Genomic DNA, 22,242 nt, shown 5'->3' with positions numbered 1-22,242 from the left:
TCATCATCGGCCTGCTCGCCACGATCGTCGCGCTCAACGTCCTGCCCTCCGGCGATACCGCGCGCGTGCAGAAGGCCAAGGCGGACATCGCCACGATCGAGGACGCGCTGGAGCTCTACAAGCTTCAGAACATCAGCTATCCGACCACCTCGCAAGGTCTCGCCGCGCTCTCCGCCGCGCCCGCTGGCTTGACCGATCCATCGCGCTATCAGGCCGGCGGCTACCTGAAACGCCTTCCCGACGACCCTTGGGGCAAGGCCTATCTCTACGCCTCCCCCGGCCAGCACGGCCAGGCCGACGTCTGGAGCTTCGGCGCGGACGGCAAGGAAGGAGGCGAGGGGATCGATGCCGACATCACGAGCTGGCAATAGAGAGGCCGGCTTCACGCCTTTGCGGCGTTACGCCGAACACGGCTTCACGCTGATCGAACTGATGGTCGTGGTGACGCTGATCGGCATCGCCTCGGCCGTCGCGGTGCTGGCGATCCCCGACCCGCGCGGCCGTCTGCTCGACGAGGCGGAACGGTTCGCCGCGCGTACCCGCGCCGCGCAGACGCAGGCGATCATCGCCGCCGCGCCCGTCAGCGTGTGGATCACGCCGGGCGGTTACGGCTTCGACCAGCGCCGCGGTGGGGCCTGGACCCCGATCGCCGACAAACCCTTGCGCGTCGAACGCTGGCGCGAGGGAACGCGCGCCGATCTGCCCGCCTCGGGACGCGGCCGCGTGACGTTCGACGCGACCGGCCTCGCCGACCAGCCCCTCGATCTGCGCCTCACCCGCGACCGCGCCGCCGCGCTGGTCCGGGTCGAGGCCAACGGCAGCGTGCGTGTCGATGCGGGCTGATGCCCGGGCCGAGGGGGGCTTCACCCTTATAGAGATCATGGTCGCGCTGGTCGTGTTCAGCCTCGCGGCGATGGCGCTCATCCGGCTGGAGGGCGCGACGATCCGCAGCGCGGGCGTGCTCGACCGGACGATGCTGGCCCAGACCGTCGCGCGCAACGTGGCGATCGAGGCGGTGACGGAGGGGCAGGCACCGCCAAGCGGCGCGACGCGCGGCGCGGAGGTCAATGGCGGGGCGCGCTGGAGCTGGACGAGGGTAGTGACGCCCACCGGCGATCCCCGGATCGTGCGCATCGACGTGGCGGTCGCCGACCCGAGCGGCCAAGTGCTCGGCCGCCTGACGATGGTACGCCCGCCGACGCCGACCGTCACGGTAAGTACCTCGTGAACGCCTCGCGCGAAGACGGCTTCACGCTGGTCGAGGTGCTCGTCGCGCTCATGATCTTCGGCATGATCGCCGCCGCCGGGGTCGCGATGCTGTCCTTCAGCGTCCGCGCTCAGGGCGTGACCAAGGCCAAGCTCGACGACGTCGCCGCACTCGGCCGCGCCGCGTCGATCCTGTCCGCCGATCTCGCCCAGGCGGTCGATCGCCCGACGCGCGACGAGGCGGGTACGCGGCTGCCCGCCTTCCTCGGCGAGGCGGGCGGTACGGCCACGCCCATGCTGCGCGTCGTGCGCGGCGGTTGGGGCAACCTCGACGGCGCAGGCCGGCCGGGCGTGCAGAAGGTCGCCTACCGCGTCGCGAACGGCGTGCTCGAACGGCTCGCCTATCCCATGCTCGACGGCGCGGCCCCGCTCGCGCCCGCCGCGCTCGTGACCGGGCTCGCCGATGCGCGCCTGCGCTACCGATACCGGGGCGCGTGGAGCGACCGCTGGGACGGCGCGAACGGCGCACCGCTGCCGTCGGCGGTCGAGCTGCGCCTGATCCGCACCGACGGACGCGAGCACCGGCAGCTGTTCCTGGTCGGTTCCGGCTATGCTCCTCCGCCGCGAACGCCGACTCCGACCCCGACGGAGACCCCCGTTGGTCGTAACTGAGGGCGAGCGCGGGGCCGCGCTGCTGACAGTGCTGCTGCTGGTCGCGATCGTCTCGGTCCTGGCTGCGACCGCGCTCGAGCGGCTGCGCCTATCGACCCGTCTCGTCGGCAACGCCGCCGCGATCGAGCAGGGCCGGGCCTACGCGAACGCCGCCGAGACGCTGGCGCTCGTGCGCATCGGTCGCCTGCTCGGCGCGAGCCCCGACCGCGTGACGCTGGCGGGCGGATGGAGCGATCGTCCGTTCGGCCTGCCGGTCCCGGATGGCGTCGCGACCGCGCGCGTGACGGACGGCGGCGGCTGCTTCAACCTCAATGGCCTGGTGACGCGCGGGCAGGGCGGCGCGCTGGTGAGCGAGCCGGTGCCGCGCACCCAGTTCGCCCGCCTGATGCGGCTGACCGGCGTTCCCGCCCAGGTGGCCGAACAGGTCGCCTCGGGCGCGGCCGACTGGATCGACTCGGACGATCAGACGCAGCCGCAAGGGGCGGAGGACGGCGCGTATCTGCGGGGCGAGACCCCCTACCGCACGGCGGGCGCGTTGATGGCCGACCCCAGCGAGCTGCGCGCGGTGGCGGGCGTTACCCCCGCGCTTTACGCCGGCCTGCGCCGCTGGGTCTGCACGCTTCCGGTGGCGCAGCCCGTGACGCTGAACGTGAACACGCTGACGCCCGAGCAAGCCCCGCTCGTCGCGATGCTGTTTCCCGACACGCTCACGGTCGATCTCGCGGCCCAGGCGCTCCTCCGCCGCCCGCCGCAAGGTTTCGCCGACGTCTCGCAATTCCTGAACGCGTTCAGCGCGAACGGCGTCACGGCCGAGGGCGGCGGGCAGGCGTTCGGCGTCACCTCACGCTGGTTCGCGCTCCGCATTGACGTGGCGCTCGGCGATGTGAGCGTTGAGGAACGCGCGCTGGTCGACGCGAACCGCTTGCCCGCGACCCTCGTCTCGCGGCAATGGGGCGAACAATCGTGAGCGCCACCTACCTCTTCCTCCCATCGGGCGATCGCCCCTTCCGCTGGGCGCGCGTCGAGGACGGCGCGCTCGTCGAGGGGGAAGGCGTGCCCGCCGAGTTCGGCGAGGTGATCGCGGTCGCTCCCGCCGACGCGGTCGCGCTGCACTGGGCCGAATTGCCCAGCCGCTCGACCGCGCAGGCGACCGCCGCCGCGCGCCTGCTAGCGGCCGACGCCAGCGCGGAAGCCGTCTCCGACCTCCACGTCGCGATCGGCGATGAAGGCCCCGGCGATCGTCCTATCGGCGTCGTCGGCGTGGACGCGATGCGGCGCTGGCTCGTCGATCTGGCGCAAGTCGGCGTCGACCCGGTCGCGGTCGTGCCCGCGCCCATGCTCATTCCTGCACCCGCGCAGGGCTACGCGCGGGCCGAGATCGGCGGGCAGGGCGTCGTGCGCGGTCCGGCCGCCGGCTTCGCGGACGAGGCGCGGCTGACCGAACTGCTGACCGGCGGCGTCGCGCCCGACACGCTCGGGCGCGGCGAGATCGCGGCGGCGCTCGGGCGAGCCGGATGGGCGCTCGACCTGCGCCAGGGACTGTTCGCGCGCCGTCGCCGCATCGGGATCGACTGGCGACTGATCCGCCGTCTCGGCTGGTATGCGCTCGCGATCCTGCTCGCGACTTTGTCGATCGATCTCGCCCGCCTGACTCGGTACAGCGTCGGCGCGGACATGCTCGAGGCGCGAGCCGACGCCGTCGCGGTGCAGGGCCTACCGCGCGGCGGTACCGTGACGGACGCGCCACGCCAGTTGGACGAGCGCCTTGCCGCTCTGCGCGGTCCCGGTCAGGGGTTCAGCGCGACGAGCGCCGCCGCCTTCGCCGCGATCCGATCGGTGCCCGGGTCCGAGCTGACCAATCTGTCCTTCGAGCCCAACGGCGCGCTTCGCCTAGGCATAACGACGGCGACCGAGGCGTCGGTCACCGACCTGAAGAGCGCGATCGAGCGCGCGGGCTTCGCGGTCGCGGCGGGCACGTTCCAATCGGCGGGCGGGCGCGTGTCCGGCGAGTTCACGGTGTCGCCGCGATGACCGCTCTACGCGCCTGGTTCGACGGTCGGTCGCTGCGCGAGCGGCGGCTGCTCATCGCCATGCTGGCACTCGCCGCGCTGACGCTGGCCTGGGCGGGCGTGATCCGGCCGGTGGACGACCGGCTCGCGAGCGCTCGCACGCGCCATGCCGATGCGGTGATCCGGCTGGGCGAAACGCGCGCGCTGGTCGACGCGGCGCGTCTGATCCAGCGCGGCGGCGCGGGACGCTTGATCGCGCCGATCGCCGACGAAGTGCGCGCGCGCGCCGCCGAGGCGGGCTTCACGCTGCTCAGCGTCGACCTGGACGGCCCCGACCGCGTCCGCGTCGCGGTGCAGTCGGCGCGGCCCGGCGCGCTCGCGGGGTGGCTCGCCCGGCTGGAGGCGCGCGGGCTCCTCGTCGACTCGGCCGCCTTCACCCCCAATCCCGACCGCACCGTCGGGGCGACGCTGACGCTCCGGAGCCGTGCCCAATGATCGAACGAGCATGAAGCGGATTGCGCTCCGCACCCGTCCGGCGGCCCTGATCGGCGCGGGCATGCTGATCGCGCTACTCGTGTTCCTGCCGATGCGGCTCGCGCTCGGCTGGGCGGGTCTCGGCGAGCAGGGGCTGGTCGCGCGCCGCGTGTCGGGCAGCGTATGGGGAGCGACGTTGACCGAGGCGCGGTTTGGCGATCTGGTGCTCGGCGACCTGTCGGCGCGCCTGTCGCCGCTGCCGCTGTTCATCGGCCGCGCGCGCATCGCGCTCGCCGGGCCCGACCGGACCTCTGCCGCCCCACTTCGCGCCGCGCTGACCGTCAGTCGCAGCGCGATCGGCCTCGACGACGCCACCGGCAGCTTGCCGACCGGCCGCGTTTTCGCGCCGCTTCCCGTCACCACGCTCGACCTCGACGACCTGACCGTCCGCTTCCGCGACGGCCGGTGCGAGGCGGCGGAGGGCCGCGTCCGCGCCTCGCTCGCCGGGGACGCGGCGGGGCTGCCGCTTCCCGCCACCGTGTCGGGCGCGGCGCGCTGCGACGGCGGCGCGCTGCTGTTGCCGCTCGCCAGCCAGGCGGGGACGGAGGCGATTTCGCTCCGCATCGAGGGGAACGGCCGTTACCGCGCGGACCTGACCGTCCAGTCGACGGACCCGATGCTGGCGGTGCGCTTGCAAGCCGCGGGCTTCACCGCGACGACGGCGGGCTACCTGCTTTCGATCCAGGGCCGCTTCTGGTAGTGTCTCAGTTTCAAATTAGCCGCCGATCCGCTCGCATTCACCGCGCTCTTCCTATATGCTTAGCGCAAAGCATGGAGGTGATATGGACGACGTTCTTGATCAGCTGACCCGCGACGGTAGCGTGCCGCAGGAAGTGTACCAAGTTATGCGTGACGCGATCCAGCGCACGGCCGCGCAAAGCGGCAAGCTGTTTCAGCCGGGCCAAGAAGCTCACTACATGGCCCTCGCCGCCGCCATGGCACTAAAGTCGACAGGCTACTCGATCGAGAAGACGAAGGCTGATGCCTAAGGGCCCCAACGGAGAGAAGCGCCCCGCCGACGCGATCGGGCTGGCGGTGCATATTGGCCGCATCGCCACCGGCGAGATCGAGGACGAGCGTGAGAGCCTGTCCAGCGCCGCCGCTGAGATGGGGCGCAAGGGTGGACAGAAGCGCGCGGAAAGCATGACGCCGGAGCGGCGGGCTGAGATCGCGAAGGTAGCTGCGGCGAAGCGGTGGGCGAAAGGAGATTGACCGCGTTGCGATTATAGGCTTTAATTAATTTGGAGATTTGTAACGTCGAGGTCGAAATGCCGTCAGTCGTGAAGCATCAGGATTTCGAGGTCCTGCCTCATTTGGAAGCCATGCGATTACCGCGTGAGGTGCTACTGGACATCTTCGACATGGCCTTGGGCGAATGGGCCAACGTGAACGATGACGATCCGGTGGAAACCCGCCTTGACGAAATGCGTCGTTGGCTGACGCGATACCTGCGTACCGACAAGCGGCTGCGCGACCTTGGCTGGACGAAGTGCAAGCATGGGAAGATCGAGGGCATAAAGCATGACGCTCTTGGCCTGAAGCTTGCCGCGTTCAACACCGATGCGCGGACTGGAGTAGTTTCCAAGAAGCCGAGCAACGTATCGAAGAAGGGTCCACAAACAACGGAGTTGACAGAGCATAACGGTGCTGTGGCAGAGCCGGACATGTTTGGATATGTGAAGGGCGTTTGCGACGATCCTGTGTCGAAATACGACTTCTGGTGCTTTTGTGCTTATGCTAGTGATGAGTTTAAGTCGGCAGAGATTTCACGACCCGTTGATATAGTCTGCGGTTTTGTGCGGGATTTTTCTACCCGGGTGATCCTGCTAGAGCCAGGGCAGTATCCCGGAAGCCGTAAGCCCAATCCCGTACCGGAAGATTTCGCCGAGATTGAGCAGCCAAGCATCAGCCGTCGCAAAGCCTAGTTATGTTCAATCCGCAGAGACTAACTATCGCCAGGGAGCGCCGGGCGATGACGAAGAAGGGCGTCGCCGAGAGTGTCGGTCTTTCGACTAACACGATTCATCGTTATGAGACTGGTGAGCTGAAACCAAGTGACGAGAACTTGAAGCAGATTTCAGCAGCTCTAGAATTTCCTCTAGTCTTCTTTGAGAACGACGATGAGCTGGATCAGCCGCGCCTCGACAACGCGAGCTTTAGAGGTCTTTCCAGCAAGACTGACAGGATAATGAAGGCCGCGCTGCAATCGGGGACGCTGGCCTATCGCTTTGATGATTGGATTTCAGAGCGCTACAATCGAGTACCGCTTAATCTTCCAGAGTACCCAGCGGAGATGAAGCCAAAGATTGCCGCTAAGCTTTTACGTCAGCAATGGCGTCTTGGTGATAAACCAATCGAGAACATGGTTCATCTATTAGAAGCGAAGGGCATCCGGGTATTCTCACTGGCAGAGAATAATAAAGAAATTGACGCTTATTCGGTTTGGCGTGACGATACCCCGTATATTTTTCTTAATCGCTTTAAGTCAGCGGAGCGTAGCCGTTTCGATGCGGCCCATGAGCTGTGTCATTTGTGCCTTCACAAGCACGGTGGAGCGACAGCGGAGAAGAAGAACAGTCCTATTGAGAAAGAGGCCCAGGCCTTTGCTGGTGAGTTCCTCATGCCCGAGGCAGACGTAAGGTCGATAATGAATACGGCTATTTACTCCGTTGATGACTTGCTTCCATATAAGCGCCGCTGGCGCGTTGCGGCTGTCGCGCTGGCGTATCGCCTACTGGAACTCGACATTCTGCGAAAGAGTCAGAGCAATTCGTTCTACGTAGAAATGTCGCGTCGGGGATGGTTGAAGGGAGAACCTCAGACAATAGCGCGGGAACAATCGAATCTGTGGCAGCAAATATTCGACGATCTGCGGCGGTCAGACATAACAAAAGCAGAAATCTCTAATCAAACTGGTGTTCCCGTTTGGGAGCTTGAAGCTCTGCTTTTCGGTCTTGCGAATATGATAACGATTGATGGGCGTGGAGAGCGCACCGCGCCCAGGAATCCGGGCTTACGGCTTGTAAGCTGACATTATGCTTGACGCTAAGCATGAAAGTTCATATGCGATGCGTATGAACAAGCTCCCTCTCGCCAAGCGCACTCAGATCCTCGCCATGCTGTGCGAAGGGTCGTCCATGCGCTCGATCAGCCGCGTAGCCGACGTGTCGATCAACACAGTGTCGAAGCTGCTGGTTGAGGCTGGCGAGGCCTGCCTGTCGCTTCATGACGAGACGGTGCGCAACGTGAAGGCGAGCCGCATCCAGTGCGACGAGATTTGGTCGTTCTGCCATGCCAAGGAGAAGAACGTCGCGACCGCCAAGGCCGCGCCCGAAGGCGCTGGCGACGTATGGACTTGGACCGCGATCGACGCCGACACGAAGCTGATCGTCAGCTACTATGTTGGCGATCGGTCGGGCGAGAGCGCGATGACGATCATGGACGATCTGCGCACCCGCCTCGCTAACCGCGTCCAGCTCACCACGGACGGGCACCGCGCGTACCTAGAGGCCGTGGAAGGCGCGTTCGGTGCCGACATCGACTACGCCCAGCTCGTGAAGATGTACGGCCCCACGATCGGCGCTCCCGGCCGCTACAGTCCCGCCGAATGCACTGGGATTAAGAAGATCAGGCGCGAAGGCAATCCCGACATCGCGCACGTCAGCACGTCCTATGTCGAGCGTCAGAACCTCACCATGCGTATGTCGATGCGCCGGTTCACGCGCCTGACGAACGCCTTTTCCAAGAAGTTCGACAATCACGTTCACGCGCTGTCGCTCTACTTCGTGTTCTACAATTTCTGCCGCATTCATAAGACCCTGCGCATGTCGCCCGCCATGGCCGCTGGCGTTGCCGACCGGCTTTGGTCGCTAGAGGACGTGATCGCACGGATCGACGCGGATGCGCCCGCCCCGGCGAAGCGCGGTCCCTACAAGCCTCGCAATTCAAAGTGAGACACTACCCCGCTTCTGATAACCTTGACTGTAGGGAGAACCGCCCGCTAGGGCCGCGTCCTCTCGTGGCGATCGTAGTTCAATTGGTTAGAGCGTCGGCTTGTGATGCCGGATGTTGCGGGTTCAAGTCCCGTCGGTCGCCCCACCACCTCTTCCGAGTAACCGGCGCATGACCACCGGCTGGGGTTTTCCCGATTTCGACGACCATGAGGCCGTCCACCTGTTCTCCGATCCGCAGTCCGGGCTGCGCGCGGTCATCGCCATCCATTCCACCAAGCTTGGCCCGGCGGCGGGCGGCGTTCGCTTCTGGCGGTACGCGCGCGAACCCGACGCGATCACCGACGCGCTGCGCCTGTCGCGCGGCATGAGCTTCAAGAACGCGATGGCCGGCCTGTCGATGGGCGGCGGCAAGGGCGTGCTGCTCGCGTCCGGCGAGGGGGCCAAGACCCCCGCGCTGCTCGAAGCGTTCGGCCGCGCGATCGACTCGTTGTCGGGCCGGTACGTCACCGCCGAGGATGTCGGCATGACCACCGGCGACATGACCACCATCGCCGGCACAACCAAATATGTGTCGGGCCTGCCCGTCGCGAGCGGCGAGGCGGGGGGCGATCCCGGCCCGTACACATCGCTGGGCGTCTATCTGGGCGTCAAGGCGGCCGCCGCGCGCGCTTTGGGCGCGACCGACATGAAGGGGGTGCGCGTCGCGATCCAGGGCGTCGGCTCGGTGGGCGGCGGCCTGGCGCGGCTGCTGGCGGCCGACGGCGCGGTGCTAACGCTCGCCGACGTGAATGCCGCGCGCGCCGAGGCGCTGGCCGAGGAGCTCGGCGCGGCCACCGCCACGAGCGGTGCGATCCTGTCGTCGGAGGCGGACGTTTTCAGCCCCAACGCGCTCGGCGCGATCCTGACCGAGACCACGATCGGCACGCTCTCCGCCAAGGTCGTGGCGGGCGGCGCGAACAACCAGCTCGCCCGGCCCGAGGACGGCCGCCGCCTGCACGAGCGCGGCATCCTGTACGCGCCCGATTACGTCATCAACGCAGGGGGCATCATCAATGTCAGCCTCGAATATCTGGGGCAGGGCGACGAGGCCGAGGTCAAGGCGCGTATCGCGCGCATCCCCGAGCGCCTGGCCGAAGTGTGGGACGAAAGCGACCGCGCCGGCCGTCCTGCCGCCGAGGTCGCCGACAGCATCGCCCGCCGCCTGATCGGCCGCTGATCGAGATTGCCGCATACCGTAGGCCGGGGTGACGAAGAGGGGTCGTCGCCCTACATGAGTTGATGACCGTGCCCGCCCTCCATGCCCTCGCCAATCCGGCGCGTTTCCTCAAGATCGCGCGCCCGCTCACGCCCCTGTCGTTCTGGGCGGGAGCGGCGTTGATCGCGCTCGGCTGTTGGGCGGGACTGACCCAAACGCCGCCCGATTACCTGCAGGGCGACACCGTCCGCATCCTCTATATCCATGTGCCCGCCGCCTGGCTCGGCATGGGCGGTTGGTCGGGCATTGCGGTGGCGAGCATCTCGTTCCTTGTCTGGCGGCACCCGCTCGCTCAGACCGCCGCGCGCGCGATCGCGGCGCCGGGCGCGGCGTTCGCGGCCATCTGCCTCGTCACGGGGTCGATCTGGGGGCGGCCGACTTGGGGAACGTGGTGGCAGTGGGATGGGCGGCTGACCTCGATGCTGCTGCTGCTGTTCGTCTATCTCGGCTACATGGCGCTCGCGCGCGCCGACGCCGAGCGCGGCGGAGACGGGCGCGTGCCCGCCATCTACGGCGTCGCGGGCACGGTGCTGCTGCCGATCATCCGTTATTCGGTGGTGTGGTGGAACACGCTCCATCAGGGTCCGAGCATCGGCCTCACCCGGTCGAGCATCGACGCGTCGATCCTTTGGCCGCTGCCGATCATGCTGGCCGGCTTCACGTTCTTCTTCGCGGGCGTAGTGCTGATGCGCATGCGTACCGCGTTGGCGACCGCGCGGGTCGAGGCGCGGCTGCGGCGGATGGCGCGCGCATGAGCCAGTGGAGCTTCGTGATCGCGGCCTATGCCGTGACGCTCGGCGGCGCGGGCGCGCTCGCGCTCGTGAGCTGGGCGGCGATGCGCGGGGCCGAGAAATGAAGGCCAAGCATCAGCGGCTGACGCTCGTGCTGCTCGCGCTCGCCGCGATCGTCGGCGCGGCGCTGCTCGCCCTGTCGGCACTGCGGGATCAGGCGTCCTTCTTCTATGCGCCGTCCGACGTCGAGCGCCAGGGCCTGCCGCTCGGACGCGCGGTGCGGCTGGGCGGGATGGTCGAGGCCGGCTCCGTCGCGCGCGCGCCCGACGGCGTGACGATCCGCTTCGCCGTCACCGATGGCCGCGCGACCACGCCCGTCACCTTCGCCGGGATCGTCCCCGACCTCTTCCGCGAACGCTCGGGCGTTGTCGCCGAGGGCGAGTTCCACGCCGACGGTTCGTTCAAGGCCACCAACCTGCTCGCCAAGCATGACGAGAAATACATGCCGCCCCAGCTGGCGAAGGGTGTGCAGCAGACCACCACTCTGGAGACGGGAGCGCTCACGCGATGATGGCCGAAGCGGGTCTGGCGGCCTTGTGGCTGGCGGCGGCGCTCGCCGCGGCGCAGCTGGTGCTGGCCGCGCTCGGCCTCGTCGGACGCCGGAGCGCGCCGGACCTGATCGCCGCCGTCCGCCCGGTCGCGATCGTGCAGGGCGCGCTCGTCGGCCTGGCGATGGCGCTGCTGATCGGCGTGTTCCTCGCCTCCGACATGTCGGTCGACCTCGTCGTCCGCAACAGCCATTCCGCCAAGCCCTGGTTGTACAAATTCGCGGGCGCCTGGGGCAATCACGAGGGCTCGATGCTGCTCTGGGTCGCGATCCTGGGCGTCGCGGGCGCGGCGGTCGCCTGGTTCGAACGTCGCCTGGACGAGCGGACGCTGGTCGCGACGCTCGGCGCGCAGGGCTTAATCGCGCTTGGCTTCTACGCCTTCCTGCTCTTTTCCTCCAACCCGTTCGCGCGGATGGCGACACCGCCGCTCGACGGGCTCGGGCTCAACCCGGTGCTGCAGGACCCGGGCTTGGCATTTCATCCGCCCACGCTCTACGCCGGCTATGTCGGGCTGTCCGTCGCCTTCTCCTTTGCGGTCGGCGCGCTGGTGACGCGCGATGTGGGGCCCGCCTTCGCGCGCGCGATGCGGCCCTGGGTGCTCGGCGCGTGGGTGTTCCTGACGCTCGGCATCACCGCCGGCTCCTACTGGGCCTATTACGAGCTGGGCTGGGGTGGTTACTGGTTCTGGGACCCGGTCGAGAACGCGTCGCTGATGCCCTGGCTCGCCGCGACCGCGCTGCTCCATTCGGTGACGGTGCTCGCCACCCGCGATGGCCTGCGCGCCTGGACGGTGATGCTCGCCGTCGTCGCCTTCTCCATGTCGATGCTCGGCACGTTCCTCGTCCGGTCGGGCATCCTGACCAGCGTCCATGCATTCGCCGTCGATTCGGAGCGCGGGGCGTTCATCCTCGCGCTGCTCGGCCTCTATATCGGCGGCGCGCTCGCGCTATTTGCGGCGCGGATCGGCACCGTCCGCGCGGGCGCGCCGTTCGACCTGGTCAGCCGCGAGGCGGGATTGGTCGTCAACAACCTGCTCCTGTCGGTGATCCTGGGCATCGTGCTGATCGGCACGCTCTACCCGATCGTCGCGGCGGGCTTCGGCGTACAGCTGTCGGTCGGCCCGCCCTTCTTCAACAAGACGGCCGGATCGGTCGCGCTCGTCCTCGTCGCGCTGGTCGGCGTCGGGCCGGCGCTGCGCTGGCGGCGCGACGACGGGCAAGCGGTGCTCGCGCGGCTGACCTGGCCGATCGCGGCCATCGCTTTCGCCGGGGCGGGGCTGTTCGTGTTCGAGGGATCGATCGGCCTGCTGCCCTTCGTCGCGCTGTCGCTCGCGGCCGGGCTAGCCGTCGCCAGCATCGCGCCGTTATGGGGTCGCTCCCCGAGCCGCACGCCGCTGTTCACCTACGGCATGGTGCTTGCTCATTTGGGCGTCGCGGTGAGCATCGCGGGCATGGCGTCGGACGCCGCCTTCACCGCCGAGCGCCTCGTCGCCGCGCGCATCGGCGAGCCGACGTTGGTCGGCCCGTACACCGTCACCCTGAACGGAGTTACCCCGCGTCTCGGCGACAATTGGACCGCGCTGGAGGGTCGGCTGACGGTCGAGCGCGGTGACGAGGTCCGGGTTCTTCGCCCCCAGACGCGCTTCTTCGCCGACCCGGCAACCACTACGAGCGAGAGCGCGATCCTGACCACGCTCGGCGGCCAGCTCTATGCCGTGCTCGGCCAGCCCGACGGCGGCGGCCGTTGGCAGCTGCGGTTGTGGTGGAAGCCGTACGTCACCTTCATCTGGCTCGGCGGCGTCCTGATCGCGCTTGGCGGCGCGTTGTCGCTGATCGGCCGCGTTCGCCGGGAGCGCCGGACGACGGCGCGGGTCGCCTACGCATGAAGCGCGCGCTGGTCTGGACGCCGCTCGCCGCCTTCGCGCTGCTGTTCGCGGTGGTCGCGGCCGGGCTGTTCCGCCCCGCCGACCGTACCATCCGGTCGGGGATAGTCGGCAAGCCCGTACCCGCCTTCGCGCTGGCGTCGCTTCTGCCCGGCCGGCCCGGCCTCTCCAGCGGCGACCTGCGCGGGAGCGGTCCGCGCGTCGTCAACGTCTTCGCCAGCTGGTGCGCGCCGTGCATCGCCGAAGCGCCGCAGCTGATGGCGCTCAAGCGGGCGGGTGTTGCGGTCGAGGGCGTCGCGGTCCGCGATACCGCGCCTGCGCTCGGCCGGTTCCTCGTCCGCAACGGCGACCCGTTCGGCCGTATCGGCGACGACCGGGCGAGCGCGGTCCAGCTGGCGCTCGGCGCGGCAGGGGTGCCCGAAAGCTTCGTGGTCGATGCGCGGGGCATCATTACCTACCAGCATGTCGGTTACATCACGCCCGCGGATGTCGATGTGATCCGCGCCGAGATCGAGCGGGCACGGTGATCGCCGCTCTGCTGCTGGCCGCGGCGGTCCCGAGCGCGCCCGCGCCCGCGCCGTATGCGAACGTCCAGCTTGCCGATCCCGCGCGGGAAGCGGAGGCGCGAGAGCTGATGGGAACGCTCCGCTGCCTCGTGTGCCAGGGTCAGTCGATCGCCGACAGCGACGCCGACATGGCGGGCGACATGCGCTCGCTCGTCCGCGAGCGGATCGCGGCGGGGCAGGACGGCGCGGCTGTGCGCGGCTGGCTGATCGCGCGCTACGGCGACTACGTCACCTACGACCCGCCATTCTCGCTGGTGAGCGCGCCGTTATGGATCGCGCCGCTGCTGCTGCTTGGCCTGGGAGGCTGGCTCGCGCGGGGCAGCTTCCGACGCCGTCACCGATGAAGCAACGCTGATGGGGCTGGTATGGCTGGCGTTGCTCGGCGTCGCCGCATCGGCGCTGCTCGTCCTGCTCAGGATCGCGCGACCGGTCTGGCCGCTGCTCGGGGCCGCGCTGATGCTCGGCGCGACCGGCTACGCGCTGCAAGGATCGCCTTTGCAACCGAGCCGTTCCGCGACCCCGAACGTGACGAAGGTTTCCGAGGACGCCGGCCTGCTCGAACTGCGCGACGCCATGTTCGGACGCTACACGCTCGACACGGCCTATCTGATCGCCGCCGACGCCATGACGCGGTCGGGCGACGGTGACTCGGCCATCCGCGTACTGCTGGGCGGTCTGGATCGCATCCCTAAAAGTGTTGCCTTATGGACGGCGCTGGGCGGCGCGATGGCCGTGCATGACGGGACCGTTTCCCCGCCGTCGCGCTTCGCCTTCGACCAGGCGATGCGGATCGCGCCCGCGCATCCCGCGCCGCCATTCTTCCTGGGTCTGGCCTACGTGCGAGCCGACGAGTACGCCGCCGCTCGGCCATATTGGGCCAGGGCGGCGGCGTTATCGCCGGACCGGGCGTCCTATCGCCGGGACGTCACGCTTCGGCTGGCGCTCCTCGACCGGCTCCTGGCCGATCAGGCGCGCCGGCCTGGCTGAGACCGGGCCGAACGCGCTACTTGCCGCGCCCGGTCTTCTCTTGAAGTTCGTCGATCTTGAGCGATGCATCGCCCTTGCTGAGCTTGTCGTCGAACTCTTCGTGAGCTTCCTCGCTCAACGTCTTCAGATAGCTCGCCTGCGCGCCGGTCATCGGCTCGTCGCCGGTGGTCCAGTCGTGCGGATCCTTGACGGCATTCGAGGTCGGGTGCATCTTGGGGTTCTCGGGCTCGGACATTCGCAGTCTCCTTCACCGTTCCAACGCCGATGTTCCGTGTCCGTTCCGTCAGGCCGCGACGAACTCCAGACCGAGCGCGTCGGCGACGGCCTGGTGTCGGATTTGCCCATTCGACACGTTCAACCCCGCCGCGAGATGCGGGTCGGCGCGCATCGCGTCATCCGCGCCCATGTTGGCGAGCTTGAGCGCGAAGGGCAGGGTGGCGTTGTTGAGCGCGAAGGTGGAGGTGCGCGCGACCGCGCCGGGCATGTTGGCCACGCAATAATGCGTAACGCCGTCCACCTCGAACACCGGATGATCGTGCGTGGTGGCGTGGCTCGTTTCGAAACAGCCGCCCTGGTCGATGGCGATGTCGACCAGCACCGACCCGCGCTTCATCGTCCCCAGCATATCGCGCGTGACCAGCTTGGGAGCGGCCGCGCCGGGCACCAGCACCGCGCCGATTACCAGATGCGCGTTCCTGACCGCCGCCGCGATCGCCGCCTTGGATGCGAACGCGGTCTTGATCTGGCTGGAGAAGAACATGTCTAGCTCGGCCAGCCGACTCATATTGAGGTCGTAGATGGTCACGTCCGCGCGCATGCCGACCGCCATCTGCGCGGCGTTGATGCCCGACACGCCGCCGCCCAGGATCGCGACCTTGGCCGGTGCCACGCCGGGCACGCCGCCCAGCAGCACGCCGCGTCCGCCCTGGAACTTCTCGAGGTAATGCGCGCCGACCTGGACCGACATGCGGCCCGCGACCTCCGACATGGGCTTTAGGAGCGGCAGCCCGCCGCCTTGCGCCGTCACCGTCTCGTACGCGATGCAGGTAGCGCCCGATCTCATCAGCCCCTCGGCTTGGCGGGGGTCGGCGGCGAGGTGCAGGTAGGTGAAGAGCAGGTGGTGCGGCTCGAGCAATGCGATCTCGCTTGCCTGCGGCTCCTTGACCTTGACGATCATGTCCGACCCCGCGAACACCGCGCGCGCGTCCGGCGCGATCGTCGCGCCCGCCGCGACGTAATCGGCGTCCTCGAAATCGATGCCCGACCCCGCCCTGGTCTCGACCACCACCTGGTGCCCGGCCGCGACCAGTTCGGCCACGGACGACGGCGTCAGGCCCACGCGATATTCGTGGTTCTTGATTTCCTTGGGAACTCCGACGCGCATGTCATCCTCTCCGAACGGTTCAGGCTGCGCCCATAGCGGACCCGTCCGAGCTTGTCCCGTTGCGCGGCTTCGGCACGGGGTGTAGGGGCGCGGCCCATGCCCGACCGCTCCGCCGTACAGTCGCCCGTAATCGGCGGTAGCGATGACGATGGCGGCGCGCACCCCCACAACTCCGGCAGCCTGGGCAAGCTGGCGCTGGGCGCGGTGGGCGTCGTCTACGGCGACATCGGCACTTCGCCGCTTTATGCGATGAAGGAGACATTCGTCGGCCATCATCCGCTCACGGTCGACACCGTCCACGTGTTCGGCGTCGTCAGCCTGATCTTCTGGTCGTTGATCGTCGTAGTGACCGGCAAGTACATCCTCCTGACGCTCCGCGCGGACAACAAGGGCGAGGGCGGCAGCCTGGCGCTGCTTGCGCTCATCCAGCAGAGTTCGGGCGGCGGCCGGTGGAGCCGCGGTCTGGTGCTGCTCGGCATCCTGGCGACCGCGCTGTTCTTCGGCGATTGCATGATCACGCCCGCCATCTCCGTCCTGTCCGCGGTCGAAGGGCTTGTCGTAGTACAGGCGGGCTTCGCGCCGTTCGTGCTTCCGATCGCCATGGTCATCTTGGTCGCGTTGTTTCTCATTCAGGCGCGGGGCACCGACAAGATCGGGCGCCTGTTCGGCCCGGTCATGATAACCTATTTCGCGGCGCTGTCCGTCCTGGGGGTGCTCAGCATCATCGAGCGCCCGGACGTGCTGCAGGCCTTCAATCCGATCTGGGCGGTGTGGTTCTTCCAGGCCGATTACGGGCTCGCTTTTCTGGCGCTCGGGTCGGTCGTGCTGGCGTTGACCGGTGCCGAGGCGCTTTATGCCGACATGGGCCATTTCGGCCGCCGCCCGATCGAGGCGGCGTGGCTGTACCTCATCTTCCCCGCGCTCATGCTCAATTATCTCGGCCAGGCGTCGCTCATGCTGCGCGATCCGAGCGCGGCGGCCAACCCGTTCTTTTTGCTTGCGAGCGAGGACTTACGACTTCCGCTCGTGATCCTGGCGACGATGGCGACGGTGATCGCGAGCCAGGCCGTCATCACCGGGGCGTTCTCCGTCTGTCAGCAGGCGGTCCAGCTCGGCCTGCTGCCGCGCCTGAAAATCGAGCATACGTCCGCCTCCGCGCTCGGGCAGATCTATGTGCCGATCGTGAATTGGGCGCTGCTGGTTATGGTCGTCATATTGGTGCTCATGTTCCGCCAGTCGTCCAATCTCGCAGCCGCCTACGGCATCGCGGTGACGGGCACGATGCTGATCACCACCGTGATGCTGTTCGTGCTGCTCCGGCGGGTCTGGAAGTGGCCGATGTCCGGGGCGGTTGCGCTGGTCGCGTTGTTCCTGATTTTTGACATCGCCTATTTCGCGTCGAACGTGACTAAAATTCCCGACGGCGGCTGGTTCCCGCTGCTGATCGGCCTGATCGCCTTCACCGCACTGACGACCTGGGCGAAGGGTCGCGAGCTTATGCTCGCGCGCATGAAGGAGTCGGCGTTGCCGATGAAACTGTTCATCGACTCGGCGGTAGGATCGGCGACGCGGGTTCCGGGTACTGCCGTGTTCATGACCTCGACCGCCGACGGCGTTCCGCACGCGCTGCTGCACAATTTGAAGCACAACAAGGTGCTTCACGAGCGCGTCCTGCTGCTGACGGTCAAGATCGTCCAGCAGCCGACCTGGCCCGAGGAGAAGCGCGCCAAGCTGGAAAGCCTGGGCGAGGGCTTTCACCGCATCGTGCTGCGCTATGGTTTCATGGACGAGATCAACGTGCCCGTGGCGCTGAAGCACGTGCATGGATGCGGGGCCGAGTTCCGGATGATCGATACGAGCTTCTTTCTGTCGCGCCAGACGCTGATCGCGTCCGAGCTGCCCGGCATGGCGCTGTGGCGCGAGAAGCTGTTCGCGTGGATGCTTCGCAACGCTGAATCGGCGATGGAGTTCTTTCGTCTGCCGTCCAACCGCGTCGTCGAGCTCGGCAGTCAGGTCGAGATCTGACCGACGATTTCCCGCCCACGCTCGCGCCGATCATCGTCACCGCGCTGTTCTCGCGGAACGATCAGGGCTGGTTCGACGCCGCGCGAGCGACGCATTTTCCGCCGGAACGCAATCAGCTGTCGGCCCACCTGACGATGTTCCATCACCTGCCGCCTTCGATCGCCGACGAGCTGAAACACCGCCTCGTGACCGAAACGCGTGGGATCCCCGCGCCCGACGCGAGGCTGGCCGGGCTGATCTCGCTGGGGCGCGGCGTCGCCTACCGCATCGACTCGCCCGGATTGGCGGGCATCCGCGCGCGGCTGGCCGACGCGTTCGCCGGGCTGCTCACGCCGCAGGACGCCGGCGGCTGGCGTCCGCACGTCACGGTCCAGAACAAGGTGGAGCCGCGCGTCGCCAGGATCCTGCTCGCCGACCTGCAGCGCGATTTCCGCTCGCGGCCGCTCGAGCTCGCCGGGTTGGCGGTCTGGTGGTACCGGGGCGGGCCGTGGGAGCCGCTCTCGCGCCACATGTTCGCTTGACCCGTTTGGGGCCCGTTCCTATAGCCCGCGCCTCGCGAGCGGGCCTGGCCTGTCGGGGCGGAGTAGCTCAGCTGGTTAGAGCACGGGAATCATAATCCTGGGGTCGGGGGTTCAAGTCCCTCCTCCGCTACCACTCGCGAGCCGAGCGCCTACATGAGAAGCGTTCACCAGGGGCTCGCACCAATGACCGTCCACACCACCCGCATGCTCATCCTCGGCTCGGGACCCGCCGGGCTGTCGGCCGCCATCTACGGCGCGCGGGCAGGGCTGGAGCCGATCGTCGTACAGGGCATCCAGCCGGGCGGGCAGCTGACCACGACCACGGACGTCGAGAACTATCCGGGCTTCGCCGACGTCATCCAGGGCCCGTGGCTCATGGAGCAGATGCAGGCCCAGGCCGAGCATGTCGGCACGCGCATGATGTGGGACACGATCACCGGCGTCGACCTGACGCGCCGCCCGTTCCGCCTGACCGGTGACGGCGGCGACGTGTACCAGGGCGATGTGCTGGTCATCGCCACGGGCGCGCAGGCCAAGTGGCTCGGGATCGACAGCGAGGAGACGATGAAGGGCAAGGGGGTAAGCGCGTGCGCGACCTGCGACGGCTTCTTCTACCGGGGCAAGAAGGTGGCGGTGATCGGCGGCGGCAACACCGCGGTCGAGGAGGCGCTGTACCTGACCAACCACTCGCCCGACGTGACGCTGATCCACCGGCGTGACTCCTTACGCGCCGAACGGATCCTGCAGGAGCGGCTCCGCGCCCATCCGGGCATCACCGTGCTGTGGAACAAGGAGGTCGCCGGCTTCGTGGATGGCGGCGGGACGACCGGGCTGGTCGGACTGGACCTGCGCGACACGGTGACGGGCGAGGCGAGCCGTCTGGCGACCGACGGCGCGTTCGTCGCGATCGGGCATCATCCCGCCACCGAGCTGTTCCGGGATCACGTCGAGCTCGACGAGGACGGCTACATCTCCGTTGAAACCGGCACCACGCGCACGAGCGTGCCGGGCGTATTCGCGTGCGGGGACGTGGCGGACAAGGTCTATCGCCAGGCGGTGACGGCGGCGGGCACGGGCTGCATGGCCGCGCTCGACGCCGAGCGGTTCATGGCGGCCGCCGCGCACGAGTCCGACACGGCGGCGATGCATGAGCCGCTGCGTGAGAAAGAGAACGCTGAAGCTACCTGGTAGCCCGAACCACCGCGAGGACCGCGGCCTCGAGCGCGGCGGCGGCGTCCGGGCGGGTGAAGCTGTGTGACGCGGTGGGCACCTTGACGATCGGCAGCTCGCGGGCTCGCTTGGCGACCGCGGCAAGGAATGCCTGAGCGGTGGCGTCGCGCTCGGCCAGGATGATCGCGGCGGGATCGGACCGGGCGATCCGATCGGCCAGCGGTCGCGGGCCGGAGCGGACGGCCTTGCGCAAGCCCCGCCACAACGTCCCGAACGCGACGCCGCCGGTCAATAGCCGCCTCCACTGCGCGCCGCTCCGCAGGCGATCGGCATAGCGCGCGCGGATCGCCGCGGCCGGCGGCAGGTCGTCGCGCTCGTCATCGCCGGTCCAGGGATTGGCAAGGACGATCGCGTCCATGCCCGCCGGGCGACCGAACAGCGCCAGCGCGGCGGCGGCGTCGCAATTGCCGAAGCCGACGACCCGTCGGACTCCGGGTGCCTCGGTGCGGAATACGGCGGCGGCGGCGGCGATGTCGTCGGCACTATCCGACCAGCCACGATTCTCGCCGCCCGAGTCGCCGATGCCGCGCCGATCGAAGCGCAATACGGGTACTCCCTTTTCCGCCAGCGCGGCGGCGAGCGTCGCCATGCCGCGGTGCGCGCCGACCCGTACCTCGTTGCCTCCCGATACGATCAGCAGGCCGGTTTCGCCCGCCGCTTCGTCGACGGTGCCGACGAGCGTATCGCCCTCGCAGGGGAAGGTGATCAGGCGTCGCATCGGCGGACCCACGCCGCGATGTCGGCGGCTAGCGCGGCCGCGAGCGGCGCGTCGACATCGGGCTCGCTCGCGCGCCAGAGCGGGCGGCCGCTCAGGCGGAGGTTGGCCGGGTACGGATCGGTCCCGAGGCGGGCGGTGCGGTTCGCGGACACGGGCTCCGCACGCGCCAGATCGGACAGGAGCGATCGATCGACGAGGTTGCCCGCGAGCAGGATCGGCGGGCCCGGCCGTTCGAGTTCGGCGGGATCAAACCGCTCGCCTTCCTCGCGCGCCGCGGCTTGGCGGGTGCGCACGAGATCGCGGATCAGCGATGCGCCCGTCAACGACGCGAAATGGTAACGGCCCGCCGCGTCGACCATCGTATCGACGAGCGCGCCGCCCCTGACCGCAAGCACCAAGACGGAACGCCCGACGGACTGCGCGGCCGCGGCGAACGCCGTCCGCCACCCGTTCAAGGTCGCTTGCGATGTCGGAACAAGACTTTCCCCGGCCCCGGGCAGATCGGGAAGCACGCTCGCCACGCCCTCCGACGCGAGCAGGCGCAAGGTGCGGACCAGAAACGCGCGCGTGCGGTTCGCCTCCTCGAACAAGGCGGAGGCGACGACGACGACCGGTCCGTGATCGGGGCCGAAGCGGAGCATCGCCTCGGTTCCGCCGGTCCACTCGTAGCGGTCGATCAGAGCAGCGCCTTCCCGCGCGCGAAATGCGCGAGCGAGCCGAAGGTCGCCATCATCTCGCCGTCGACCTCGTCGTCCTCGATCACGATCGCGAGCCGGTCCTCGAGCTCGGTCAGCACGCCCGCGACCGCCATCGAGTCGAGTTCGGGGAGCGATCCGAACAGCTGCGTGGACTCGTCGAACGTATAGACGCGCTCCTGGCTGAGCCCCAGCACGTCGCGAAGTACCGCGCGGATCGTGTCGTCGACCAGCTGTGCGCCTTCCTCGATCAAGTCCCGTGCCCATCCTGCTGCGGTGATGCGCCGTGCGGTAGTCGCCGGGGGTGATTTGGGCAACACCGGCGCGCTATGAGGCCAAGCGATGACCTCGCCCGATCCCACGCCGTACCCCATCGACCATGTCCACCTGCGCGGGCGGGCGGAGGACGCCGCGCTGATCGACCGGGCGGGCGCGTGGAGCTTCGCCGATCTGGAGCGCGCCGTGGCGGCTACGGCCGGCTGGCTGGCGCGACGAGGTCTCGCGCCCGGCAACCGGGTTGCGAGTTGGCTGCCCAAGACGCGGACGGCGTGCGTGCTCCCGCTCGCGGCGGCGCGCGCCGGGCTGGTGCATGTGCCGATCAACCCGCTGCTGCGGCGGGCGCAAGTCGCGCATATTCTCGCGGACTCCGGCGCGGAGTTGATCGTGACCCAGCGCGCGCGGGCGGCGACGCTGGCGGACGGCGACGTGCCTGCCGGCTGCGAGGTGGTCGAGGAGGGGGAGCTTCCGCTCGGCGCTTCACGATCCGGCGCGCTCGGCCCGTCGGTCGCCGACCCGAGCGCGCTGGCCGCGATCCTCTACACCTCCGGCTCGACCGGCCGTCCCAAGGGCGTGATGCTGAGCCACGCCAATTTGTGGCTCGGCGCGGTCTCCGTCGCGCATTATCTGGAGCTGACGGCGGTTGACCGTGTGCTCGGCGTGCTGCCGCTATCGTTCGATTACGGACAGAATCAGCTGTTCTCGACGTGGTATGCGGGGGCGAGCGTCGCGCCCGTCGATTACCTCACGCCCGTCGACGTGGTTCGGGCGGCCGAGCGGACGGGCGCGACGACGGTCGCCGGGGTGCCGCCGTTATGGATGCAGCTGCTGGAGGCTAAGTGGCCCGACGCGGTCGCGGGCACGCTGACGCGCCTGACCAACTCGGGCGGGGCGTTGACGCCGCGATTGGTGCGGGGCTTGCGGGCCAAGTTCCCAGCGGCGCGAATCTATGCGATGTATGGCATTACCGAGGCGTTCCGTTCCACTTAC

At 68.4% G+C, this 22,242-nt stretch carries 29 protein-coding genes and 2 tRNA genes; 26 read left to right on the top strand and 5 right to left on the bottom strand.

The genetic code is table 11. The features are described from left to right. The 21 genes from gspG to ACFE7F_RS13040 all read left to right on the top strand — a co-directional run. Positions 1-371 (top strand): type II secretion system major pseudopilin GspG (gene gspG / locus ACFE7F_RS13140; RefSeq protein WP_375404303.1); only part of this gene is annotated, 371 nt, incomplete at its 5' end. Then, complete coding sequence (locus ACFE7F_RS13135; protein WP_375404302.1) at positions 346-843, top strand: GspH/FimT family pseudopilin; 498 nt, start codon at positions 346-348, stop codon at positions 841-843. The genes gspG and ACFE7F_RS13135, both read left to right, overlap by 26 nt. Beyond that, complete coding sequence (gene gspI, locus ACFE7F_RS13130; protein WP_375404301.1) at positions 833-1,228, top strand: type II secretion system minor pseudopilin GspI; 396 nt, start codon at positions 833-835, stop codon at positions 1,226-1,228. The genes ACFE7F_RS13135 and gspI overlap by 11 nt, the downstream gene beginning before the upstream one ends. Further along, positions 1,225-1,878: a type II secretion system minor pseudopilin GspJ gene (gspJ, locus tag ACFE7F_RS13125; protein WP_375404300.1), complete on the top strand. Its 654-nt coding sequence runs from the start codon at positions 1,225-1,227 to the stop codon at positions 1,876-1,878. The genes gspI and gspJ overlap by 4 nt, the downstream gene beginning before the upstream one ends. Next, positions 1,865-2,845, top strand: coding sequence for a type II secretion system minor pseudopilin GspK (gene gspK / locus ACFE7F_RS13120; RefSeq protein WP_375404299.1), 981 nt, complete (start codon positions 1,865-1,867; stop codon positions 2,843-2,845). The genes gspJ and gspK overlap by 14 nt, the downstream gene beginning before the upstream one ends. Beyond that, entirely contained in the window at positions 2,842-3,909 is a 1,068-nt protein-coding gene (gspL, locus tag ACFE7F_RS13115; protein WP_375404298.1) for a type II secretion system protein GspL, read from the top strand. Before gspK ends, gspL begins: the two co-directional genes overlap by 4 nt. Beyond that, complete coding sequence (gene gspM, locus ACFE7F_RS13110) at positions 3,906-4,382, top strand: type II secretion system protein GspM (protein WP_375404297.1); 477 nt, start codon at positions 3,906-3,908, stop codon at positions 4,380-4,382. The genes gspL and gspM overlap by 4 nt, the downstream gene beginning before the upstream one ends. A gap of 10 nt (positions 4,383-4,392) precedes the next feature. Further along, positions 4,393-5,121 carry a type II secretion system protein N gene (gspN, locus tag ACFE7F_RS13105; protein WP_375404296.1) on the top strand — a complete coding sequence of 243 codons (729 nt, stop codon included), beginning with the start codon at positions 4,393-4,395 and terminating at the stop codon, positions 5,119-5,121. 82 nt (positions 5,122-5,203) lie between these two features. Then, a complete protein-coding gene (locus ACFE7F_RS13100) occupies positions 5,204-5,410 on the top strand; it encodes a hypothetical protein (RefSeq protein ID WP_375404295.1) in 207 nt (68 codons plus the stop codon). Then, on the top strand, positions 5,403-5,633 hold the full coding sequence (locus ACFE7F_RS13095) for a hypothetical protein (RefSeq protein WP_375404294.1): 231 nt from the start codon (positions 5,403-5,405) through the stop codon (positions 5,631-5,633). The genes ACFE7F_RS13100 and ACFE7F_RS13095 overlap by 8 nt, the downstream gene beginning before the upstream one ends. 56 nt (positions 5,634-5,689) lie before the next feature. Further along, entirely contained in the window at positions 5,690-6,346 is a 657-nt protein-coding gene (locus tag ACFE7F_RS13090; RefSeq protein WP_375404293.1) for a hypothetical protein, read from the top strand. A gap of 2 nt (positions 6,347-6,348) precedes the next feature. Further along, positions 6,349-7,452 (top strand): helix-turn-helix domain-containing protein, encoded by a 1,104-nt coding sequence (locus tag ACFE7F_RS13085; protein ID WP_375404292.1) that lies wholly within the window; start codon positions 6,349-6,351, stop codon positions 7,450-7,452. Between the two features lie 43 nt (positions 7,453-7,495). Next, on the top strand, positions 7,496-8,374 hold the full coding sequence (locus ACFE7F_RS13080) for an IS1 family transposase (protein ID WP_375404291.1): 879 nt from the start codon (positions 7,496-7,498) through the stop codon (positions 8,372-8,374). 68 nt (positions 8,375-8,442) lie between these two features. Next, positions 8,443-8,519: transfer RNA gene (locus ACFE7F_RS13075), tRNA-His, on the top strand. Between the two features lie 24 nt (positions 8,520-8,543). Then, positions 8,544-9,590: a Glu/Leu/Phe/Val dehydrogenase gene (locus ACFE7F_RS13070; RefSeq protein WP_375404290.1), complete on the top strand. Its 1,047-nt coding sequence runs from the start codon at positions 8,544-8,546 to the stop codon at positions 9,588-9,590. Between the two features lie 68 nt (positions 9,591-9,658). After that, positions 9,659-10,384: a heme ABC transporter permease CcmC gene (gene ccmC, locus ACFE7F_RS13065; protein WP_375404289.1), complete on the top strand. Its 726-nt coding sequence runs from the start codon at positions 9,659-9,661 to the stop codon at positions 10,382-10,384. 97 nt (positions 10,385-10,481) lie between these two features. Continuing rightward, complete coding sequence (gene ccmE / locus ACFE7F_RS13060; protein ID WP_375404288.1) at positions 10,482-10,931, top strand: cytochrome c maturation protein CcmE; 450 nt, start codon at positions 10,482-10,484, stop codon at positions 10,929-10,931. Beyond that, complete coding sequence (locus ACFE7F_RS13055) at positions 10,928-12,853, top strand: heme lyase CcmF/NrfE family subunit (RefSeq protein ID WP_375404287.1); 1,926 nt, start codon at positions 10,928-10,930, stop codon at positions 12,851-12,853. Before ccmE ends, ACFE7F_RS13055 begins: the two co-directional genes overlap by 4 nt. Further along, a complete protein-coding gene (locus ACFE7F_RS13050; RefSeq protein WP_375404286.1) occupies positions 12,850-13,377 on the top strand; it encodes a redoxin family protein in 528 nt (175 codons plus the stop codon). Before ACFE7F_RS13055 ends, ACFE7F_RS13050 begins: the two co-directional genes overlap by 4 nt. After that, complete coding sequence (locus ACFE7F_RS13045) at positions 13,374-13,760, top strand: cytochrome c-type biogenesis protein (protein ID WP_375404285.1); 387 nt, start codon at positions 13,374-13,376, stop codon at positions 13,758-13,760. The genes ACFE7F_RS13050 and ACFE7F_RS13045 overlap by 4 nt, the downstream gene beginning before the upstream one ends. Positions 13,761-13,770: 10 nt before the next feature. After that, entirely contained in the window at positions 13,771-14,403 is a 633-nt protein-coding gene (locus ACFE7F_RS13040) for a tetratricopeptide repeat protein (RefSeq protein ID WP_375404284.1), read from the top strand. A 16-nt stretch (positions 14,404-14,419) separates the two neighbouring features. Here ACFE7F_RS13040 and ACFE7F_RS13035 read toward each other — a convergent pair whose 3' ends face one another. Beyond that, complete coding sequence (locus tag ACFE7F_RS13035; protein ID WP_375404283.1) at positions 14,420-14,638, bottom strand: DUF3072 domain-containing protein; 219 nt, start codon at positions 14,636-14,638, stop codon at positions 14,420-14,422. Positions 14,639-14,686: 48 nt separating this feature from the next. Beyond that, entirely contained in the window at positions 14,687-15,787 is a 1,101-nt protein-coding gene (ald, locus tag ACFE7F_RS13030; protein WP_375404282.1) for an alanine dehydrogenase, read from the bottom strand. A 96-nt stretch (positions 15,788-15,883) separates the two neighbouring features. On the opposite strand from ald, the gene ACFE7F_RS13025 reads away from it, so the two are divergent. The 4 genes from ACFE7F_RS13025 to trxB all read left to right on the top strand — a co-directional run bounded on the left by ACFE7F_RS13025 (position 15,884) and on the right by trxB (position 19,524). Next, positions 15,884-17,812, top strand: a complete 1,929-nt coding sequence (locus ACFE7F_RS13025; RefSeq protein WP_375404281.1) for a potassium transporter Kup — start codon at positions 15,884-15,886, stop codon at positions 17,810-17,812. Then, a complete protein-coding gene (locus tag ACFE7F_RS13020; RefSeq protein ID WP_375404305.1) occupies positions 17,809-18,333 on the top strand; it encodes a 2'-5' RNA ligase family protein in 525 nt (174 codons plus the stop codon). Before ACFE7F_RS13025 ends, ACFE7F_RS13020 begins: the two co-directional genes overlap by 4 nt. Positions 18,334-18,389: 56 nt before the next feature. Beyond that, positions 18,390-18,466 (top strand) — tRNA-Met (locus ACFE7F_RS13015). Positions 18,467-18,516: 50 nt separating this feature from the next. Beyond that, a complete protein-coding gene (gene trxB / locus ACFE7F_RS13010; protein ID WP_375404280.1) occupies positions 18,517-19,524 on the top strand; it encodes a thioredoxin-disulfide reductase in 1,008 nt (335 codons plus the stop codon). Here the strand turns inward: trxB and ACFE7F_RS13005 are convergent. The 3 genes from ACFE7F_RS13005 to ACFE7F_RS12995 are packed head-to-tail and all read right to left on the bottom strand — an operon-like array spanning position 19,514 to position 21,230. Then, positions 19,514-20,281, bottom strand: coding sequence for a hydrolase 1, exosortase A system-associated (locus ACFE7F_RS13005; RefSeq protein WP_375404279.1), 768 nt, complete (start codon positions 20,279-20,281; stop codon positions 19,514-19,516). The two genes, trxB and ACFE7F_RS13005, sit on opposite strands and share 11 nt — an antisense overlap. After that, complete coding sequence (locus ACFE7F_RS13000; protein WP_375404278.1) at positions 20,269-20,922, bottom strand: hypothetical protein; 654 nt, start codon at positions 20,920-20,922, stop codon at positions 20,269-20,271. The genes ACFE7F_RS13005 and ACFE7F_RS13000 overlap by 13 nt, the downstream gene beginning before the upstream one ends. Positions 20,923-20,957: 35 nt before the next feature. Further along, on the bottom strand, positions 20,958-21,230 hold the full coding sequence (locus ACFE7F_RS12995; RefSeq protein ID WP_375404304.1) for an acyl carrier protein: 273 nt from the start codon (positions 21,228-21,230) through the stop codon (positions 20,958-20,960). Positions 21,231-21,318: 88 nt separating this feature from the next. Here ACFE7F_RS12995 and ACFE7F_RS12990 point away from each other — a divergent pair. Next, a partial coding sequence (locus tag ACFE7F_RS12990; RefSeq protein ID WP_375404277.1) for an AMP-binding protein occupies positions 21,319-22,242 on the top strand: 924 nt, incomplete at its 3' end.

This window comes from uncultured Sphingomonas sp., assembly GCF_964235535.1.
Classification (GTDB): domain Bacteria; phylum Pseudomonadota; class Alphaproteobacteria; order Sphingomonadales; family Sphingomonadaceae; genus Sphingomonas.
The sequence above is the reverse complement of the archived record's forward strand: the minus strand, read 5'-3'. Positions and strand labels throughout refer to the sequence as shown.

Excerpts from the sequence above, each read along its gene's own strand:
- ACFE7F_RS13135 (WP_375404302.1), top strand. The coding sequence starts at position 346 with ATGCCGACATCACGAGCTGGCAATAGAGAGGCCGGCTTCACGCCTTTG.
- gspI (WP_375404301.1), top strand. The coding sequence starts at position 833 with ATGCGGGCTGATGCCCGGGCCGAGGGGGGCTTCACCCTTATAGAGATC.
- gspM (WP_375404297.1), top strand. The coding sequence starts at position 3,906 with ATGACCGCTCTACGCGCCTGGTTCGACGGTCGGTCGCTGCGCGAGCGG.
- gspN (WP_375404296.1), top strand. The coding sequence starts at position 4,393 with ATGAAGCGGATTGCGCTCCGCACCCGTCCGGCGGCCCTGATCGGCGCG.
- ACFE7F_RS13100 (WP_375404295.1), top strand. The coding sequence starts at position 5,204 with ATGGACGACGTTCTTGATCAGCTGACCCGCGACGGTAGCGTGCCGCAG.
- ACFE7F_RS13095 (WP_375404294.1), top strand. The coding sequence starts at position 5,403 with ATGCCTAAGGGCCCCAACGGAGAGAAGCGCCCCGCCGACGCGATCGGG.
- ACFE7F_RS13090 (WP_375404293.1), top strand. The coding sequence starts at position 5,690 with ATGCCGTCAGTCGTGAAGCATCAGGATTTCGAGGTCCTGCCTCATTTG.
- ACFE7F_RS13085 (WP_375404292.1), top strand. The coding sequence starts at position 6,349 with ATGTTCAATCCGCAGAGACTAACTATCGCCAGGGAGCGCCGGGCGATG.
- ACFE7F_RS13080 (WP_375404291.1), top strand. The coding sequence starts at position 7,496 with ATGAACAAGCTCCCTCTCGCCAAGCGCACTCAGATCCTCGCCATGCTG.
- ACFE7F_RS13070 (WP_375404290.1), top strand. The coding sequence starts at position 8,544 with ATGACCACCGGCTGGGGTTTTCCCGATTTCGACGACCATGAGGCCGTC.
- ccmE (WP_375404288.1), top strand. The coding sequence starts at position 10,482 with ATGAAGGCCAAGCATCAGCGGCTGACGCTCGTGCTGCTCGCGCTCGCC.
- ACFE7F_RS13055 (WP_375404287.1), top strand. The coding sequence starts at position 10,928 with ATGATGGCCGAAGCGGGTCTGGCGGCCTTGTGGCTGGCGGCGGCGCTC.
- ACFE7F_RS13050 (WP_375404286.1), top strand. The coding sequence starts at position 12,850 with ATGAAGCGCGCGCTGGTCTGGACGCCGCTCGCCGCCTTCGCGCTGCTG.
- ACFE7F_RS13040 (WP_375404284.1), top strand. The coding sequence starts at position 13,771 with ATGGGGCTGGTATGGCTGGCGTTGCTCGGCGTCGCCGCATCGGCGCTG.
- ACFE7F_RS13035 (WP_375404283.1), bottom strand. The coding sequence starts at position 14,638 with ATGTCCGAGCCCGAGAACCCCAAGATGCACCCGACCTCGAATGCCGTC.
- ald (WP_375404282.1), bottom strand. The coding sequence starts at position 15,787 with ATGCGCGTCGGAGTTCCCAAGGAAATCAAGAACCACGAATATCGCGTG.
- ACFE7F_RS13025 (WP_375404281.1), top strand. The coding sequence starts at position 15,884 with ATGCCCGACCGCTCCGCCGTACAGTCGCCCGTAATCGGCGGTAGCGAT.
- trxB (WP_375404280.1), top strand. The coding sequence starts at position 18,517 with ATGACCGTCCACACCACCCGCATGCTCATCCTCGGCTCGGGACCCGCC.
- ACFE7F_RS13005 (WP_375404279.1), bottom strand. The coding sequence starts at position 20,281 with ATGCGACGCCTGATCACCTTCCCCTGCGAGGGCGATACGCTCGTCGGC.
- ACFE7F_RS13000 (WP_375404278.1), bottom strand. The coding sequence starts at position 20,922 with ATGCTCCGCTTCGGCCCCGATCACGGACCGGTCGTCGTCGTCGCCTCC.